General features: G+C 51.4%; 15 protein-coding genes and 1 pseudogene. 8 read left to right on the top strand and 8 right to left on the bottom strand.

From position 1 onward, the window contains the following. Positions 1 to 81: 81 nt before the first annotated feature. The 7 genes and pseudogenes from FGQ86_RS10760 to FGQ86_RS10730 all read right to left on the bottom strand — a co-directional run. Positions 82 to 495 (bottom strand): annotated as a pseudogene (locus tag FGQ86_RS10760) (site-specific DNA-methyltransferase); the annotation flags it as partial. A gap of 1 nt (position 496) precedes the next feature. Next, entirely contained in the window at positions 497 to 1,042 is a 546-nt protein-coding gene (locus tag FGQ86_RS10755; RefSeq protein ID WP_033126564.1) for an AAA family ATPase, read from the bottom strand. A 35-nt stretch (positions 1,043 to 1,077) separates the two neighbouring features. Further along, positions 1,078 to 1,587 carry an N-acetyltransferase gene (locus tag FGQ86_RS10750; RefSeq protein ID WP_033126563.1) on the bottom strand — a complete coding sequence of 170 codons (510 nt, stop codon included), beginning with the start codon at positions 1,585 to 1,587 and terminating at the stop codon, positions 1,078 to 1,080. A gap of 60 nt (positions 1,588 to 1,647) precedes the next feature. Beyond that, positions 1,648 to 2,814: an AAA family ATPase gene (locus FGQ86_RS16605; protein WP_138304020.1), complete on the bottom strand. Its 1,167-nt coding sequence runs from the start codon at positions 2,812 to 2,814 to the stop codon at positions 1,648 to 1,650. 62 nt (positions 2,815 to 2,876) lie between these two features. Continuing rightward, positions 2,877 to 3,335 carry a peptide deformylase gene (gene def, locus FGQ86_RS10740; protein ID WP_033126562.1) on the bottom strand — a complete coding sequence of 153 codons (459 nt, stop codon included), beginning with the start codon at positions 3,333 to 3,335 and terminating at the stop codon, positions 2,877 to 2,879. Further along, positions 3,310 to 3,561: a helix-turn-helix transcriptional regulator gene (locus tag FGQ86_RS10735; protein WP_138304007.1), complete on the bottom strand. Its 252-nt coding sequence runs from the start codon at positions 3,559 to 3,561 to the stop codon at positions 3,310 to 3,312. The genes def and FGQ86_RS10735 overlap by 26 nt, the downstream gene beginning before the upstream one ends. Positions 3,562 to 3,710: 149 nt before the next feature. Continuing rightward, complete coding sequence (locus FGQ86_RS10730; RefSeq protein WP_138304005.1) at positions 3,711 to 4,088, bottom strand: TnpV protein; 378 nt, start codon at positions 4,086 to 4,088, stop codon at positions 3,711 to 3,713. Positions 4,089 to 4,538: 450 nt separating this feature from the next. On the opposite strand from FGQ86_RS10730, the gene FGQ86_RS10725 reads away from it, so the two are divergent. From FGQ86_RS10725 to FGQ86_RS10705, 5 genes are all read left to right on the top strand, one after another. Continuing rightward, on the top strand, positions 4,539 to 5,354 hold the full coding sequence (locus tag FGQ86_RS10725; protein ID WP_033126560.1) for an FAD binding domain-containing protein: 816 nt from the start codon (positions 4,539 to 4,541) through the stop codon (positions 5,352 to 5,354). Next, the gene (locus FGQ86_RS10720) at positions 5,354 to 5,830 is read left to right on the top strand and encodes a (2Fe-2S)-binding protein (protein ID WP_033126559.1); all 477 of its coding nucleotides are present in this window, start codon (positions 5,354 to 5,356) and stop codon (positions 5,828 to 5,830) included. The genes FGQ86_RS10725 and FGQ86_RS10720 overlap by 1 nt, the downstream gene beginning before the upstream one ends. After that, positions 5,830 to 8,145, top strand: a complete 2,316-nt coding sequence (locus FGQ86_RS10715) for a molybdopterin cofactor-binding domain-containing protein (RefSeq protein ID WP_138304003.1) — start codon at positions 5,830 to 5,832, stop codon at positions 8,143 to 8,145. Before FGQ86_RS10720 ends, FGQ86_RS10715 begins: the two co-directional genes overlap by 1 nt. A 614-nt stretch (positions 8,146 to 8,759) precedes the next feature. Further along, positions 8,760 to 10,100 carry a MurT ligase domain-containing protein gene (locus FGQ86_RS10710; protein WP_138304001.1) on the top strand — a complete coding sequence of 447 codons (1,341 nt, stop codon included), beginning with the start codon at positions 8,760 to 8,762 and terminating at the stop codon, positions 10,098 to 10,100. 15 nt (positions 10,101 to 10,115) lie between these two features. Next, a complete protein-coding gene (locus tag FGQ86_RS10705; RefSeq protein ID WP_033126556.1) occupies positions 10,116 to 10,859 on the top strand; it encodes a glutamine amidotransferase in 744 nt (247 codons plus the stop codon). Between the two features lie 23 nt (positions 10,860 to 10,882). Here the strand turns inward: FGQ86_RS10705 and FGQ86_RS10700 are convergent, their stop codons facing one another. After that, positions 10,883 to 11,239 (bottom strand): helix-turn-helix transcriptional regulator, encoded by a 357-nt coding sequence (locus FGQ86_RS10700; RefSeq protein WP_033126555.1) that lies wholly within the window; start codon positions 11,237 to 11,239, stop codon positions 10,883 to 10,885. Between the two features lie 205 nt (positions 11,240 to 11,444). On the opposite strand from FGQ86_RS10700, the gene FGQ86_RS10695 reads away from it, so the two are divergent. From FGQ86_RS10695 to FGQ86_RS10685, 3 genes are all read left to right on the top strand, one after another. Beyond that, positions 11,445 to 11,906 (top strand): hypothetical protein, encoded by a 462-nt coding sequence (locus FGQ86_RS10695; RefSeq protein ID WP_033126554.1) that lies wholly within the window; start codon positions 11,445 to 11,447, stop codon positions 11,904 to 11,906. Between the two features lie 174 nt (positions 11,907 to 12,080). After that, the gene (gene ispG, locus FGQ86_RS10690) at positions 12,081 to 13,136 is read left to right on the top strand and encodes a flavodoxin-dependent (E)-4-hydroxy-3-methylbut-2-enyl-diphosphate synthase (RefSeq protein WP_033126553.1); all 1,056 of its coding nucleotides are present in this window, start codon (positions 12,081 to 12,083) and stop codon (positions 13,134 to 13,136) included. Next, positions 13,129 to 17,769 carry a PolC-type DNA polymerase III gene (locus tag FGQ86_RS10685; RefSeq protein WP_138303999.1) on the top strand — a complete coding sequence of 1,547 codons (4,641 nt, stop codon included), beginning with the start codon at positions 13,129 to 13,131 and terminating at the stop codon, positions 17,767 to 17,769. Before ispG ends, FGQ86_RS10685 begins: the two co-directional genes overlap by 8 nt. The last annotated feature ends 32 nt before the right edge of the window (positions 17,770 to 17,801 follow it).

Genomic DNA, 17,801 nt, shown 5'->3' with positions numbered 1-17,801 from the left:
CCGGTATATCGTAGGTTTTACTATCCACCCTAATCCTACAGACACAACAACGATGATCCCCCATTTGCAGCATCTAAGGCTTTTCGCTGCAAGCCCGGTCGTGCCGCTCCCGAAAAAGGGGTCAAGCACAACGCCGCCTTTCGGACAGCCCGCCAGTATGCACGTTTCCGCTAACTTCGGGGGAAACGCGGCAAAATGCCCGCCCTTATAGGGGACGGTGTTGATAGTCCAAACGTCCCGGCGGTTCCTTGTGGTCGGCATGAGCGCGTCGTCGTAGTAGCCGCCGCTCCTTGCCTTGTTCAGCCCTTGTACCTTGCCTTGTCCGGGGACTTCTGCGGCGTATTTGCCGTTCGCGCTGCGCCCCATGCGGTACCGCGCCGCCGTTTTCGGGGAAATGGGTTCGGCTATGGCCGCAGCGTCATAGTAGTATTTCTTTTCTTTCGTAAGCAGGAAGATATGTTCATAGCAGCGGGTCGGGCGGTCTTTGCAGCTTTGTCTAAAATAGTAAAGCCGTACCGCTTACGATTTTTTCTTTTACTGCTGAAACAGTATCTTTGATTGAGTGCGCAGTTGTATCTATAACATTTAATTCATAGATTCCTAAATTAGAAAATTGTTTCCACATTGTTTCAACTAATTCAACATTTGTTTCTCTATCTAACTTTGAGCGTTCGATAGCTCGCTTCATAGTTTCTTCTTTACTTGCCCTTAAAACGATATAGTGTACTTCATAATGCTCTTGAACAATGTTGAGCCACGGCTCTAAAAACCACGGTCCTACAATGCCATCTACAATTACATCATATCCACCACGAACATATCGCTTCGCAGCTTCTAAAAATGCTTCAATGACAACCAAATTTTGCTCATTTGATTCTGGCAAATGTGGTGGTATTGCCCCTTTACTCAAATAATGGTAAAAGTCATCTGTGTGCATATGCACAGACTTTTCTAAATCTGATTCTTTTGCAACAGCAGATGCCGTTGTAGTTTTCCCTGTTCCCGGCGAACCTGTGATTACAATAATTCTACCTTGATTCATCTATGTTTTACCTTCCCAACTTCTAATTTTTTACATCATATCCCAAAAGCCTTGTCGTACTCAATAACTCCATTTAATTTGTTTTGACTTCCGTTAAGATTAAGTGCCATAAAACTTTCATCGTCAACTTCAAATGGCGCTTTTATTCCACACTCACTTGCCGGAATATATCCTGCCTTTGGATAGTATTTGGAATGTCCCAAAACAACTGAATATTCATATCCCAATTTATGTGCTATACTGTGTCCTTCTTTCATCAAAGATAATCCGATTCCCCTGTTCTGATAATCGGGTAATACAGAAAGAGGGGCAAGCACAAGAACCTCAACCCCTTGAACAACTGCTTTTGTAAAAAGAATATGTCCTACAATTTTTTCGTCCTCGACAGCAACAAGAGAAAGTTCCGGAATAAACGATTTGCTTTTTCTTAACGCAGCAACTAAGTTCTGTTCATTTCCATCTGTATATTCAGCATTTTCAAATGCTTCTTTTACAACATGATATACCGTATCATAATCTTCTGGTCTTTCTTGTCTTATAATCAAAATAGATACCTCCATAGTTTTAAGTTTTTTTACAATTACAGGAAATAGCAAATCTACTATCTACCTCTCAATTTTTATGGCTCTGACAATGATAATATCCGGGATTTCTTTATTAAAATAGCATTCTTCGTAAAATCCGTCTATGACAAAACCAGTATCAAAACACAGATTAAAAATATCCTGTAAAGAACGATGATAATAACATTGTTTTTGTGGCTGTCCTTCAATCGCAATATCGTAATAGCTGTGCGGCGTCATATATTTTTCTGTAAGCGTTACAAAACAGGGGTGCTGTGTCGCAAATACAAATACTCCATTATCCTCAAGCAATTTATAAACAGAGGTAAAAAGCGGCTTAATGTCTGTAATATCCATGACCGCCATGTTTGAGACTGCTTTTGTAAATGGCTTATTTCTTTTTAATGCCATCAGACTTGTTTCATTCGTAGCGTCTGCTACACAAAACTCAATGTGATCAGCATACCGTTTTTGGTGCTTTTTTGCCAGTTCCACCATTTTTTCACTATAATCAAAAGCCAAAACAGAGACAGCTTTTTCTGCAAGATATGCAGAATAATTTCCATTCCCACAGGCAATATCTAAAATATAATCTGTTGGATCAGGATTTAGAAGCTCTGTTACTTTGGGGCGGACAACTTCTCTGTGAAAATCATTTGATTCATCCCCCATTGCACAATCCCAAAATTCAGCGTTCTGATTCCAGATTGCTTTACTTTCTTCTTTTGAATACTGTATAATATCCTCTTTCTGCAAAATTACTTTTTCTCCTTCGCCGCATGGCTCCTGAAATGCGTGATAATGATGTTCCAATATTTCATCTGTTATCACAAACGGCGAATTGGCATTTAAGACCTGATTTCTTTTATATAGTCTTTTTTGCAAAAGCTCCTTACTGGCTTTCATATAGACAAGTTCCGTTTCAGCGCCTGCTTTTTGGATCAGCTCTTTATAAACATTCCGATTTTCCTTACTCCAGAAACTAAAATCAATCACAACATCTTTTCCTTGCTGAATCAGGGACAGCAGCTTTTTTTGAAGCGCAGCCTCCACCTGCTCTGACAATTTTTCATATTGTTCTTCCGGATAATCAATTCCCTTTCTCCCATAAAGTTTCCACATTTCTTCATCAATGGAAAGTCTGATATATCCTTCCTGTTCTTTTTTCTTGGCGTAAGTAGTCTTTCCAGAACCACATACGCCGCACATCATAATAACCTTGCTCATAAAACCTCTTTTTCTTTTTCCGAAACGGCATCTATCAATTTGCACTACACAACAGAAAGTTCTTCAATCGCTTTATCTAAAAAAATCATACCGTCCAGATGTTCCAGCTCATGGCAGAAGCATTTTGCCATTTCATCTTCTCCGTCAACTATAATTTCCTCTCCATATTCATTGAGTGCCTGAATCGTGACCTTTTGTGGACGAATTGTTTTTACAAAACGGTTCGGGAAACTAAGGCATCCCTCAACACATTCCTGCACACCGCTTTGGCTTATCATTTTCGGATTTACAAGTTTTAATCGTGTATCGTTAAAATCAATGACAACCAACCGTTTCAAAACGCCAACCTGATTTGCTGCCAGTGCAGCTCCATTTTCTGTTTCATGTAATGTATCAAGCATATCATCTAAGAGCTGCCTGATTTTATCATCAACTTTTAGGACAGCTTTACATTTTTTTCTTAATATAGGGTCGCTGTCATAACGAAGAAATCTTGTTGCCACTTTTTACCTCCTGTCTGCTTGATTTTCTCAAACTTACATCAAATAAAAATACCTCCTCAATGGCACACTCAAATACTTTAGAAATATCATATGCAAGCCAGATAGATGGTTCAAATTTTTCTGTTTCTATGGCATTTATCGCCTGCCTTGAAGCTCCAACCAGTTCTCCTAATTGCTCTTGCGTCAGCCCTCGCTGTTCTCGCAATTCTTTTATTCTGTTTTTCATAGTTCCTCCAAAAGTAAGGTTAACATTACAATAATTATATATGTTTTTTTCTTGTAATGTCAACCTTACACCCATTTTCTGTTACACAAATATTTATAAAAACAGGAAACGATACCATGTTTCAGATATCGTTTCCCTATATCATACCCTTATGAATAGATCATCTCATGCAGAACAATTTCTTCTGCCCGGTTACGGATGTTATTGCAATGCTGCACCCATTCCATTTGAGAAGTACGCTTTAATTCCTCTGTCACGCCCTCGGTAGCTTTCATCTGCTCCATGATAGTGTCTAACCGTTCCTGTGCCTGTTCGTTCAGGTCTGCAAGATATGTCCACAATTCTCCGGTCAGTATCAGTGTGTTCAATCTGGCTGGGGGGACTTCTCTTAAATATTCCCGGTTCATCCGTCCGTACTTTCCGATAGGACGGTGTTCCTCCGGCAGCTTCAAATCTGGGATATAGTAATCTCCGACAAGGATATAATCAATTCCGTTTTCTGTTATTCTTGGTTTCAATTCGCTCATATTTTTAATCTCCTCATTCTGGCTTATTTTTTGCAAGCCTGACTCTCCAGAAATATTGGTAAATCATTGGTAAAATTGAGAATGAAACATAAGAACTACTATTTATAGAAGTATTTAAGACGATTTGAGACTTTTTATTCTGAACAGTAAATCCTGCCGTGGCAAATGAATAGTATTTTTATCATATTTTAAAGTCCTCCTGAATCGCTAAGATTGCTACTCCGACCATTCTATCACAAATTGCCGCATGATGGAGAGGGAAATGAAGAAATCTGTCAAAACGAGATGGTCTGACAAAACCCTGATAAAACTGTTATTGAAAAAAACGGAAAAGCGTCCCGAACCCTTCCGCACAAAAGAGAAATATGCTATAATATATCGGCTTTATAGATATGTGACGGGATTTATTTGGAAAATATTGAGGATTTTACAGAGAAAAGGAGAGAAGACGTGCTTACGATCAATCAGTATGTAAAGGCGTCCAGCCTGGAGGAGGCCTATGAGCTGAACCAGAAGAGGAACAATGTGGTCCTGGGAGGCATGCTCTGGCTGAAGATGCAGAAGAGAAATGTGGGGACAGCCATCGACCTGTCCGGTCTGGGGCTGGACACCATCGAGGAGACGGAGGGAGAGTTCCGGATCGGCGCTATGGTGACGCTGCGCCAGGTGGAGCTCCACCAGGGCCTGAACGCCCTGACCCAGGGGGCGGCCCGGGAGAGCGTGCGCCACATTGTGGGCGTCCAGTTCCGGAACATGGCCACTGTGGGAGGCAGCGTGTTCGGAAGATACGGGTTTTCCGACGTGCTGACCTTTCTGATGGCAGCGGGGGCAGAAGTGGAGCTCTATAAGAGAGGCCGGCTGTCTGTGGAAGAGTTTGCGTACCTTCCCTATGACAATGACATCCTGACTTATGTGATCGTTCCCAAAAAGCCCATGCGGGCAGCCTATCTCTCCCAGAGGAACACAAAGACAGATTTCCCGGCCCTGGCTTGCTGCGTGGTGCAGACAGAGGAGGAGGTCCGCTGCGTCATCGGCGCAAGGCCCATGAAGGCAGTCTGTCTCCGGGACGAGAGAGGGCTCCTGGCAGACGGCATCACGGGGGAGAGCGCGGAGGCCTTTGGAGCCTACGTGTCAGAGACTGTGGAGACGGGAAGCAATCTGCGGGGGAGCGCCCAGTACCGGAAGATTATTGCAGGGGTACTGGCAAAGCGGGCTCTTCTTCAGATTGCGCAGATGGATGAAAGTGAACAGGAGGGGAGAAACTGATGCAGATACAGATCCTTTTAAATGAAAAGAAAGTAACCGCGGACATTGCCCCGGACATGCTCCTCATCGACTTCCTGCGCAGCCAGGGGTGCTACAGTGTGAAGCGGGGCTGCGAGACCTCCAACTGCGGTCTGTGCACGGTGTTTGTGGATGACAGGCCGGTGCTGTCCTGCAGCCTTCTGGCTGCCAGGGCGGACGGACATAAGGTGACCACCCTGGAAGGGCTTCAGGAGGAGGCGGAGGGCTTTGGCGCCTTTATCGCGGATGAGGGGGCGGAGCAGTGCGGCTTCTGCAACCCGGGGCTGATGATGAACGGCATTGCCATGTTCCGTGAAAACCAGGACCCGACGGACGAGGAGATCAAGGAATACCTGGCCGGAAATCTGTGCCGCTGTTCCGGATATGAGGGACAGCTGCGGGGGATACGGGCCTACATCAACTATAAAAAAAGCCAGTCGAAGGGAGGGGAAGCCTAATGCCGGATCAGATACCAGGAAGCAGCTACAGATATGTGAATCGTTCCGTGAGAAAGAAGGACGCCATGGCCCTTGTGACAGGGAAGCCGGTGTACATGGATGACATTACGCCCTCAGACTGTCTTGTGGTGAAGGTGCTCCACAGCCCTCACGCCCACGCCCTCGTGCAGGAGATCAACACGGATATTGCCATGAAGGTGCCCGGCATTGAGGCCATTTACACCTACAGGGATGTGCCTGACAAGCGCTTTACCATGGCTGGCCAGACCTACCCCGAGGCCAGCCCCTACGACAGGCTGATCCTGGACCAGAGACTCCGCTTTGTGGGGGACGCTGTGGCTATCGTGGCTGGGGAAAATGAGAAGGCCGTGGACAAGGCATTGAAGCTCATCAAGGTCAAGTACGAAGTGCTGGAGCCGGTGCTGGATATCCACACGGCCAAGGACAACAAGATCCTTGTTCATCCGGAGGAAAACTGGAGGGCTCTCTGCCCTGTGGGAGCGGACAACAAGAGGAACCTGTGCGCCTCCGCAAAGGACAGCAAGGGAGATGTGGACGCGGTCATGGAGGACTGCGACATTGTGCTGGAGCACACCTACCACACAAAGCCGGACAGCCAGGCTATGATGGAGACATTCCGGACCTACACCTGCATGGATCCTTACGGGAGGCTGCACATTATCAGCTCCACCCAGATCATCTTCCACGTCCGCAGGATCGTGGCCAATGCCCTGGATATCCCCAAGTCAAAGGTGCGGGTGACAAAGCCCCGTATCGGCGGCGGATTTGGGGCGAAGCAGACCTGCGTGACAGAAGTCTTTCCGGCCTTTGTCACATGGAAGACAGGAAAGGCGGCCAAGCTGATCTACACCAGGCAGGAGAGCCAGACTGCCGGTTCGCCCCGCCATGAGATGGAGGTCAGGGTGAAGGTGGGAGCCATGAAGGACGGCACCATCCGGGCCCTGGATGTGTACACCCTGTCTAACACAGGGGCCTACGGGGAGCACGGCCCTACAACAGTGGGACTGAGCGGACACAAGTCCATTCCCCTCTATAACGGCAATATGGAAGCCTACCGGTTCAACTATGACGTGGTGTATACCAATGTGCAGGCAGCCGGAGCCTACAGGGGCTACGGGGCCACACAGGGTATTTTTGCGGTGGAGAGCATTGTCAGCGAGCTGGCGGACAGGCTCCACATGGATCCGGTGGCGATCCGGGAGAAAAATATGGTACGCCAGGGACAGACAGCCATGGCTTACTACAATGAAAAGATGAACGCCTGCGCTCTGGACCGCTGTATGGCGAGGGCAAAGGAGATGTTCCGCTGGGACGAGAAGCCTCTGGCAAAGGACATGGGCAATGGAAAGATCCGGGCCAAGGGAGTGGCCATGGCCATGCAGGGCTCCGGCATTTCCGGTGTGGACGTGGGATCGGCCACACTGAAGCTGAATGACGAGGGCTTCTACATCCTTTCCATTGGAGCAGCGGACATGGGAACTGGGTGCGACACCACCCTGGCCCAGGTGGCGGCAGAGTGTCTGGAGTGCGACCTGGACAATATCATCGTCTACGGGGCGGACACGGACTCCTCGCCCTACGACTCCGGCTCCTACGCATCCAGCACCATGTACGTGACAGGAAAGGCGGTGGAGAAGGCGGCCGTGGAGCTGAAGGACCACATCTGCGCCATTGCCGCCGGCATGCTGGAGTGCGGGAAGGACGAGGTGGAGTTTGCCGCTGACCGGGTGCGCAGAGCCGACGGGACAAAGGAGGTGCTCCTTAAAGATATCGCCACTAAATCCATGTGCGGAAACCGGGAGCCCGTCCAGGTCACAGTGACCCACTCCTCACCCACATCTCCGCCGCCTCTCATGGTGGGCATGGCAGAGCTGGAGGTGGACAAGGAGACAGGGGCTGTGGAGCTTCTGGATTACGTGGCCGTGGTGGACTGCGGCACGCCCATGAATCCCAATCTGACAAGGATCCAGACCGAGGGCGGCCTGGCCCAGGGGATCGGCATGGCCCTCTACGAGGACATCACCTACAGCAAAAAGGGAAGGATCCTGGAGAATTCCTTTATGCAGTACAAAATTCCCAGCCGTCTGGATATCGGAAGGCTGCGGGTGGAATTTGAGAGCAGCTATGAGGAGACCGGCCCATTTGGCGCCAAGTCCATCGGAGAGGTCGTCATCAACACTCCCTCCCCGGCTATTGCCCACGCTATCTTCAACGCCACAGGCGTATGGCACAGGGAGCTGCCCATCACGCCGGAGAAGATCCTCATGGGAATGATGGAAAAGGACAGAGGTTAGGAAAACCATAGAAAAAAGAACACAGATAAGGTCCATACAGAGCACAGAAAAACAGCCCCTGGCGCTTGGAAGCCCGGAGCTGTTTTTCCGTTTTAAAGGATTCTATTGTATGAAAAAAAGGTTTATTTGCTCTCCGGTTGTTCCTGGCAGTTCAACCAGAGAGCGTGCGTACCTGGGACGCCTATCGTTAAAAAAATATCTATCTGTTTATGTCTGTATCATAACACGGGAGGGCAGAATAGTAAATATAAATTAGACACAAAGTTTTGGGAAAAAACAGAAGAAATTTGTGAAAAACATAACAAATAAATGTAGACTGGACATGGCATGGCATGCAAACCGGACATGGCAGTTGACTTGTGGCAGGCCAGAAGGTAAAATAGTACAAAGATGCCAGGGGCAAAAGGTCTAAGCCCACATGAGCTTGCTCATAGTGGGTGAAAGACCTTGGGGCCCGCCCCAATATGAGCATAAAAGTGGGATGAACATCCCACGATATGCGAATATTGGGTAGGATTGTGAGAGTGCGCAGCATGGAACAATCCGTAGGCATCGTAGTTGAGGTTTTTGCCTCAATATCATACAAAGAATAAATCAGAAAAAAGGATAAACATATGAAGCTACGAAGAATGGCAGCAGTCTGGGCGGCAAAGGCGGCGCAGGCGGCGAGCGTACACATTTTCCACAGGCAGGGCGTGACCTGGGCCGGAAAGATCGCCCTTCGCGTCTGCCCGGATATACTGAGAGAGCTGGCCTCCCAGGTGAGAGGGGATATCTTTATCGTCTGCGGCACCAATGGGAAGACGACTACCAACAACATGCTCTGCGCGGCTCTGGAGGCAGAGGGAAAGAAGGTGGTCTGCAATCACACCGGCTCAAACATGCTGAACGGCGTGGCAGCGGCCTTTGTGCTGGCGGCCGGATGGTCCGGCAGGCTGGATGCGGACTGCGCCTGCATTGAGATAGACGAGGCGTCCACAAGGAGAGTCTTTCCTTACTTTAAGCCGGACTACATGGTTCTGACCAATCTGTTCCGGGATCAGCTGGACCGGTACGGGGAGATCGACATCACCATGAACATTCTAAAGGAAGTGATGCAGAGCGCCCCGGAGATGAAGGTCATCGTGAACGGGGATGACGCTCTGAGCGCCTTCCTCGCCATGGACGCGGGAAATCCATATATCACTTACGGGATCAACGAGAAGGTGACGGATGACAGCGGTGCCCACGAGATCAGGGAGGGACGCTTCTGCAAGAAGTGCGGCGCTCCTCTCCATTATGAGTTTTATCACTACAGCCAGCTTGGGGTCTACCAGTGTACACAGTGTGATTTCAGGCGGCCGGATATCCAGTACAACGCTTCTGATATTGAGGTGGGAGATCACCTCGCCTTCACTGTGGAGGGAAGAAGGATCACGGCCAATTACCGGGGATTCTACAATGTCTACAACATTCTGGCAGCCTACACGGCGGCCCGGGCGTCGGGACTGGAGCTTCCCCATTTCAATGACATGCTGGCGGCCTTTAATCCGGAGAACGGCAGGATGGAGCGGTTCCGGGTGAAGGGGACGGACATTACTCTGAACCTGGCAAAGAACCCGGCGGGCTTTAACCAGAATATTTCCGCGGTCATGCAGGATGAGACCCTAAAGGATGTCATTATTGTCATCAACGACAACGCCCAGGACGGCATCGATGTGTCCTGGCTGTGGGATGTGGATTTCGACAGGTTTAAGGAGGCGAATGTGAACTCCATCACAGTCAGCGGCATCCGGTGTCAGGATATGCGGCTGCGGCTCAAGTATGTGGACATCCCCTCCATGCTGGAGGCGGACGTGGAGAAGGCCATCTGCGAGCGTGTCGAGAAGGGCTGCGGCAACCTGTATGTGCTTGTGAACTACACCGCTCTTTTCAGCACCAGAAATGTGCTGAAAAGGCTTGAGGAACAGAAGTAAGGAGGGACGGGCAGTATGGAGAACAGGGAGACAAAAGAGACAAGAAAGATAACCATCGGCCACCTCTACCCGGATCTTCTCAATCTGTACGGAGACAGGGGAAACATTGCCTGCCTGATGCAGCGCTGTATCTGGAGAGGGATCGAGGCGGAGACGATCGAGTTCGAACTGAACGATGAGATTGATTTCTCAAAGCTGGATATCGTGCTCCTTGGCGGAGGCTCCGACAGGGAGCAGATGATCGTCTGCCGGAAGCTGAAGGACATCCAGCAGGATTTCAAGAGCTATGTGGAGGACAACGGAGTGGTCATCGCCGTGTGCGGCGGCTACCAGCTTCTTGGAAAATACTACCGCACCGAGGAGGGCATGATCGAGGGACTGGATCTGGTGGACCTGTACACGGAACAGGGAGAGGGGCGGCTTATCGGCAATATCGTCCTCAAAAGCGACCTCTTTGAGACACCGGTGGTGGGATTTGAAAATCACGGCGGCCGGACGTTTATCGGAGAGAACACCCCCTTCGGGAAGGTGCTCCACGGATATGGAAATGAGGAGAACAGCGGATGCGAGGGCGTGGTCTACAAAAACGTCATCGGCACCTATCTGCACGGCCCTCTTCTTCCGAAAAATCCCCAGGTCTGCGACTGGCTCATCGCCAGGGCCCTGGAGAGAAAATACGGTTCCGGAGAGCTTGTGCCCCTGGACGACAGCCAGGAGCTGGAGGCAAACAGGTATATTTATGAGCGTTTTGTGAAATAAATACAGGCGTCAGGAACTTTCCCCTATGGGCGTTCCTGCGCCTGCTTTTCATCTCTGAGCTTTAGAAGCTCGAGGTAGTCAAGAGCGCTTTCTTTTGATTTTACAGTGAGCTGGGAGTAGAGGCGGAAAAACTTCTCGTCTATGATGCGCTCATGCTGGGACAGGGAGACAGGAGTCAGTGTCTCGTCCCCGTCGATGAGATAGTCCACAGAGACGCCGAAGATGTCGGCTATGTCAGCCAGCTTCTCATGGGAGGGCTGACGGCTTTTGGTCTCATAGCCTGCGATGGTGGTGCGGGCAAGGTTCATGCGCCGGCCAAGCTCCTTCTGGGTCATATTGTGCTCTGCACGCAGTGTTTTCAGTCTCTGTGCAAATGACATGACTCTCTCCTCCTTTGTATTGATACCATATTTTACCAGTTTGCCGGCGCTGACGGTCGTGAAGTGCCGATACTCAACAAAATGTTGCGAAAAATGACGCGGTGTGACGCGGGGGATATGTCGTTGACACTGTCCCCAAAACCACCTATAATTTATTAAGAAGGAAAAAGTCTCCCTCTGGGAGAGATATGAGAGGACGATATCTATGCTGATCGCAAAAAATAATGAAGCTGAAAGAAGTAAACTCTGGAGGATCGTGATCACGGTCAGTTCCATTCTGATCGTGGTCATCGCGGTATTCTTCCTTGTCCGCATGTTCACGTCCAATCCCCTGGAGGGCAACTGGGTGAGCGAGGGCAGTGAGCTTGCGCTGGATATAGAGAACAATGAGAGGATGACGGTCACGCTGCCGGATGTGGTGGAAGAACAGACAGTTGAGGTGGAGCTCCAGTACAGCCTTGACAGGGACGAAAAGACCATCACCTTTAAAGAAATCCCGGGCGCACTGGCCAGCCAGGCTGAGAGCTCCGGGGGGCAGTACACGGAAGAGAACCTGCGCACGGCCCTCACGAATCTCACCACCACCTTTTCCTACAGCGTGGATCAGGGTCAGCTGACCCTCACGGAGAGAGAGTACGGAGAGCAGATGGTATTTGTGCGGCAGTAGGCAGCACAGGCGCAGACAGACACAGGGTTCCTCTTTGACGGTCCGGGGCTGAGCCGGGGGCGAAGGAGAGGGCCCCTTTTTATTCTGCGGGTAAGCGGAGGCGGGAAGCCCCGCCCTGTTCTGATGAGAAGAGCTACATTTGAAAAGCAGTATTTGTAAAGAAGGAGAACGGTTATGACACGAAATGAGACAAAACAGATCAGAATAGGCGATGTGTGGATCGGCGGCGGCCACCCCATTGCCATCCAGTCCATGACCAACACGAAGACAGAGGATGTGGAGGCTACAGTGGCCCAGATCCTCCGCCTGGAGAAGGCGGGGTGCGAGATCATCCGCTGCGCCGTGCCCACTCAGGAGGCGGCCCTGGCGCTTGGGGAGATCAAGAAGCATATTCACATTCCCCTTGTGGCGGACATTCACTTTGACTACAGGCTGGCCATCGCAGCCATTGAAAATGGGGCAGATAAGATCCGCATCAACCCCGGCAATATCGGCTCAGAGGATCGGGTCCGGATGGTGGTGGAGAAGGCGAAGGAGAGAGAGATCCCCATCCGGGTGGGTGTCAACAGCGGCTCCCTGGAGAAGGAGCTGGTGGAAAAATACGGCGGCGTCACGGCTGAGGGCATTGTGGAGAGCGCCCTGGACAAGGTACATATGATCGAGGGGATGGGCTACGACAACCTGGTGGTCAGCATCAAGTCCTCGGATGTGCTGATGTGCGTGAAGGCCCATGAGCTGATCGCCAGGGAGTGTCCTTATCCGCTCCACGTGGGCATTACGGAGTCGGGCACTCTTATGTCCGGAAACATCAAGTCCTCCATCGGCCTTGCGCTCATCCTGAGTCAGGGTATCGGGGACACTATCCGGGTCTCCCTGACAGGGGATCCTGTGGAGGAGATTAAGAGCGCCAGGCTCATCCTCCGGACGCTTGGCCTCAGAAAGGGAGGCATTGAGGTTGTCTCCTGCCCCACCTGCGGAAGGACGAAGATCGACCTCATCGGCCTTGCCAATAAGGTGGAGCAGATGGTGGCTGACATTCCCCTCGACATCAAGGTGGCGGTCATGGGCTGCGTGGTCAACGGCCCAGGCGAGGCGAAGGAGGCCGATATCGGCATTGCCGGCGGCATCGGAGAAGGCCTGCTCATCAAAAAGGGTGAGATTGTCAAAAAGGTAAAGGAAGAAGAACTGCTGGACACACTGAGATGGGAGCTTGAACACTGGAATGAGTAAACTGTTTTTTGAAGTGTTTCCGACTTTAAAGGTAAATGAAGAAATGAAAATGCTCCTTGGGGAGGTGGAGGTGACAAAGGTGGCCTCCAACTCCGCAAGGGATTTTATACGCGTGCACATTTTCAGCCGGCATCTGATCAAGAAGAGGCGGATCTACGAGCTGGAGAGGATGATCAAGGAGCAGCTTTTCGGCAGAGTGCCCGTCCGCATCGAGGTGCGGGAGGACTATCAGCTCTCCGCCCAGTACACGCCGGAAAATCTGATGCGGGAGTACTACGACAGCCTTCTCCTGGAGGCGGAGCAAAAAAGCGTGGTGGAGCGGAACATGCTTCAGACATCCCGCTATTCATTTGAGGACGGCAACATTATGTGCCTGACTCTCCAGGATACGGTGGTAGCGCAGGGGAAAAAAGACTCTGTAGTGGAGCTTCTGACCTCTGTGTTCAACGACCGGTTCCACGTGCCTGTGGAGGTGCGGGTGGTCTACGAGAAGCCCAAGGAGAGCAGCCTGAAGTACAATGACCTGAAGCTGCGGCAGGAAGTGGACGCCATTGTGGAGAGAAACCAGGCCCTCAGGAAGGAGCGGCTTCTGCGGGAAAAATCCGCGGAGGAGGACGCCGCCTTTGGAGAGGAGACGGCGGGCGCTCCTGACTCCCTGAAAAAGACAGGAGAGGGATCCGGAGAGAGGGTTGCCTCCAAAGCCGGCTCAAAGGGCAGCGCAAAAGGCGGCTCAAACGGCGGTCTTAAGGGAGATGCAAAGGGCGGCTTCAAGGGAGGTGGCTCCCGGGGCGGTTTCTCCAAGGGAAACGGCGGCTTCCGGAAACGGGAATTTTCTTCCTACCGCAAATCCGACGATCCCAATGTCATTTACGGCCGGGATTTTGACGATGCGGCTATTGAGCTGAAGGAAGTGGTCAGCGAGATGGGAGAGATCACCATCCGGGGCAAGGTCATCAGCTTTGACACGAGAGAGATCCGCAATGAGAAGACTATCATTATGTACGCGGTGACGGATTTCACGGATACCATCATGGTGAAGATGTTTGTCCGCAATGACCAGCTGGCGGACATACTCCAGGACATCAAGATGGGGGCGTTCCTGAAGATCAAGGGAGTCACCACCATCGATAAATTTGACGGTGAGCTGACCATCGGCTCTGTCACAGGCATCCGGAAAATCCCGGACTTTACGGTCACAAGGAAGGACACAGCCCCGGAGAAGCGGGTGGAGCTCCACTGCCACACAAAGATGAGCGACATGGACGGGGTCTCCGAGGTAAAGGATATTGTGAAGAGGGCCCACGACTGGGGACACAAGGCCATCGCCATCACGGACCACGGGGTGGTGCAGGCGTTTACAGACGCCAACCACTACATAGAGACGCTGGATAAGGACGACCCCTTCAAGGTCATCTACGGGGTGGAGGCCTATCTGGTGGACGACCTGTCCGACGTGGCGGTCAACGAGAAGGGACAGGACCTGCAGGGGACCTTTATCGTCTTTGACCTGGAGACGACGGGCTTCAGCCCCATCAAGGACAAGATTATTGAGATCGGGGCCGTGAAGGTGGAGAAGGGGGAAATAACGGAGAGGTTCAGCACCTTTGTAAATCCCCAGATCCCCATTCCCTTTAAGATCACCCAGCTCACCAGCATCACGGACACCATGGTTTTAGACGCCCCTCCCATTGAGGAGGTGCTGCCCAGATTTCTGGAATTTGTGGGGGACGGCGTGCTGGTGGCCCACAACGCCTCCTTTGACGTCAGCTTTATCGAGCAGAACTGCCGCTATCAGGACATCCAGCCGGATTTTACCTCTGTGGACACAGTGGCCATGGCCAGAGTGCTCCTGCCTACCCTGTCCAGATTCAAGCTGAATATTGTGGCAAAGGCCCTGAACATTTCACTGGAAAATCATCACCGGGCGGTGGACGACGCGGGAGCTACGGCGGAAATCTTTGAAAAATTTGTGGAGATGCTGGCCGAGAGGGACATTTATACCTTGAAGGAGCTGAACCGGTTCGGCGTGAAGAACAATGCGGACGCGGTCCGGAAGATGCCCTCCTACCACGCCATCATCCTGGCCAGGAATGACATTGGAAGGACCAACCTCTACACCCTGATCTCCAAGTCCCACCTGGATTATTTTGCCCGGCATCCAAGGATTCCAAAGAGCGAATTTTCCAGGTACAGGGAGGGACTGATCCTGGGAAGCGCCTGCGAGGCCGGAGAGCTCTACCAGGCCATTCTGGACGACAAGTCCGAGGAGCGGATTGCCCGCATTGTAGACTACTATGATTACCTGGAGATCCAGCCTCTGGGGAACAACGCCTTTATGATCGACAGCGACAGAGTGTCCAAGGTTCACTCGGAGGAGGATTTAAAGGAGATCAACAGGCAGATCATCCGGCTTGGGGAGAAGTTCAACAAGCCCGTGGTGGCAACCTGTGACGTCCATTTCCTGGATCCGGAGGATGAGGTCTACCGCCGGATCATCATGGCCGGGAAGGGCTTTTCAGACGCTGACAACCAGGCTCCTCTCTATCTGCGGTCAACAGACGAGATGCTGGCTGAGTTTGAATACCTGGGATCTGCCAAGGCAAAAGAGGTGGTCATCGACAACCCAAACATGATCGCGGACTGGGTGGAGAAGATTGCTCCTGTCCGTCCGGACAAGTGTCCGCCGGTGATCCCCAACTCGGATCAGATGCTGAGGGACATCTGCTATAACAAGGCCCACGAGATGTACGGGGAGGATCTGCCGGAGGTGGTGACGGAGCGTCTGGAGAGAGAGCTGAACTCCATCATCTCCAACGGCTTTGCCGTGATGTACATTATCGCCCAGAAGCTGGTGTGGAAGTCCAACGAGGACGGCTACCTGGTAGGCTCCCGTGGATCGGTTGGCTCCTCCTTTGTGGCCACCATGGCGGGAATTACGGAGGTCAATCCCCTGAGTCCTCACTATTACTGCCCCAAATGTCACTACAGCGATTTCACCTCCGATGAGGTGCGCAGGTACGCCGGGGGCTGCGGGATGGACATGCCGGACAAGAAGTGTCCGGTGTGCGGGGAGATGCTCATAAAAGACGGATTTGACATTCCCTTTGAGACTTTCCTCGGATTTAAGGGAAACAAGGAGCCGGATATCGACCTGAACTTCTCCGGAGACTATCAGAGCAATGCCCACAAATACACGGAGGTCATCTTCGGAGACGGCCAGACCTACCGGGCCGGCACCATCGGAACCCTGGCGGACAAGACGGCCTTCGGATTTGTGAAAAATTATTTTGAGGAGCGGGGACAGAGAAAGCGGACCTGCGAGATCGACAGGATCGTCCAGGGCTGTACCGGCATCCGCAGGAGCACCGGCCAGCACCCGGGAGGTATCATTGTCCTGCCCCTGGGGGAGGATATCAATTCCTTTACCCCGGTGCAGCACCCGGCCAATGATATGAGCACGGACATCGTGACCACTCACTTCGACTACCACTCCATTGACCACAACCTGCTGAAGCTGGATATTCTGGGACACGATGATCCCACCATGATTAAGACGCTGGAGGAGTACATCAGCTCTCCTGCTATGGATAATGAGTACAATGAGACGGACAATCGGTTTGATGCCACAAAAATTCCTCTGGACGACCCCGGTGTGATGAGCCTGTTCCAGAGTACCGAGGCTCTGGGTATCAAGCCCTCTGACATCGGGGGCTGCCCGGTGGGCTGTCTGGGTATCCCGGAGTTCGGAACGGACTTTGTTATCCAGATGGTGGTGGACACCAAACCCCAGACCCTCTCAGACCTGATCCGTATCTCCGGTCTGTCCCACGGGACGGACGTGTGGCTGAACAATGCCCAGGATCTGATCCTGAGCGGTCAGGCCACCATTTCCACAGCTATCTGTACCCGAGACGACATCATGACCTACCTCATCAACAAGGGGATGGACAGCGAGGAGTCATTTACCATCATGGAGCGCGTCAGAAAGGGAACCGTGGCAAAGGGGAAATGCAAGGAGTGGCCGGACTTTAAGAAGGATATGACAGAGCACGGTGTGCCGGACTGGTACATCGGCTCCTGCGAGAAAATCAAATACATGTTCCCCAAGGCTCACGCAGCTGCCTATGTCATGATGGCCTACCGGATCGCCTACTGCAAGATCAACTATCCGCTGGCCTACTATGCGGCCTACTTTGGGATCCGTGCGGACGCCTTCTCCTATGAGCTCATGTGCCAGGGAAAGGAGCAGCTGAATTTCTATATCAAGGATTACGAGAGACGGAAGGACTCTTTGAGCAAGAAGGAGCAGGATACCCTGAAGGACATGCGCATTGTACAGGAGATGTACGCCAGGGGCTTTGAGTTTGTCCCCATTGACATTTACAAGGCAAAGGCCTCCCGCTTCCAGATCGTGGACGGCAAGCTGATGCCGCCCCTTTCCAGTATCGAAGGAATGGGTGACAAGGCTGCCGAGGCCGTGGAGGCTGCCTCTGAGCAGGGCCCATACCTGAGCAGAGACGATTTCCGCCAGAGGACCAAGGTCAGCAAGACAGTCATTGACCTGATGAATGACCTGGGACTTTTCGGGGATCTGCCGGAGAGCAATCAGCTCTCTCTGTTTGATACATGGTAGAATAAATAAAAATATAAATAACAACACAGTAA

The sequence above is a fragment of the Clostridium sp. BSD2780061688st1 H5 genome, from assembly GCF_005845155.1.
GTDB lineage: Bacteria > Bacillota > Clostridia > Lachnospirales > Lachnospiraceae > Claveliimonas > Claveliimonas intestinigallinarum.
This window is presented reverse-complemented; position numbering and strand designations above follow the sequence as displayed.

What these genes read in the sequence shown, in the direction of transcription:
- FGQ86_RS10700 (WP_033126555.1), bottom strand. Translation starts at nt 11,239, where the DNA reads ATGTCATTTGCACAGAGACTGAAAACACTGCGTGCAGAGCACAATATG.
- FGQ86_RS10705 (WP_033126556.1), top strand. Translation starts at nt 10,116, where the DNA reads ATGGAGAACAGGGAGACAAAAGAGACAAGAAAGATAACCATCGGCCAC.
- FGQ86_RS10730 (WP_138304005.1), bottom strand. Translation starts at nt 4,088, where the DNA reads ATGAGCGAATTGAAACCAAGAATAACAGAAAACGGAATTGATTATATC.
- FGQ86_RS16605 (WP_138304020.1), bottom strand. Translation starts at nt 2,814, where the DNA reads ATGTGCGGCGTATGTGGTTCTGGAAAGACTACTTACGCCAAGAAAAAA.
- ispG (WP_033126553.1), top strand. Translation starts at nt 12,081, where the DNA reads ATGACACGAAATGAGACAAAACAGATCAGAATAGGCGATGTGTGGATC.
- FGQ86_RS10735 (WP_138304007.1), bottom strand. Translation starts at nt 3,561, where the DNA reads ATGAAAAACAGAATAAAAGAATTGCGAGAACAGCGAGGGCTGACGCAA.
- FGQ86_RS10710 (WP_138304001.1), top strand. Translation starts at nt 8,760, where the DNA reads ATGAAGCTACGAAGAATGGCAGCAGTCTGGGCGGCAAAGGCGGCGCAG.
- FGQ86_RS10720 (WP_033126559.1), top strand. Translation starts at nt 5,354, where the DNA reads ATGCAGATACAGATCCTTTTAAATGAAAAGAAAGTAACCGCGGACATT.
- FGQ86_RS10695 (WP_033126554.1), top strand. Translation starts at nt 11,445, where the DNA reads ATGCTGATCGCAAAAAATAATGAAGCTGAAAGAAGTAAACTCTGGAGG.
- FGQ86_RS10685 (WP_138303999.1), top strand. Translation starts at nt 13,129, where the DNA reads ATGAGTAAACTGTTTTTTGAAGTGTTTCCGACTTTAAAGGTAAATGAA.
- FGQ86_RS10755 (WP_033126564.1), bottom strand. Translation starts at nt 1,042, where the DNA reads ATGAATCAAGGTAGAATTATTGTAATCACAGGTTCGCCGGGAACAGGG.
- FGQ86_RS10715 (WP_138304003.1), top strand. Translation starts at nt 5,830, where the DNA reads ATGCCGGATCAGATACCAGGAAGCAGCTACAGATATGTGAATCGTTCC.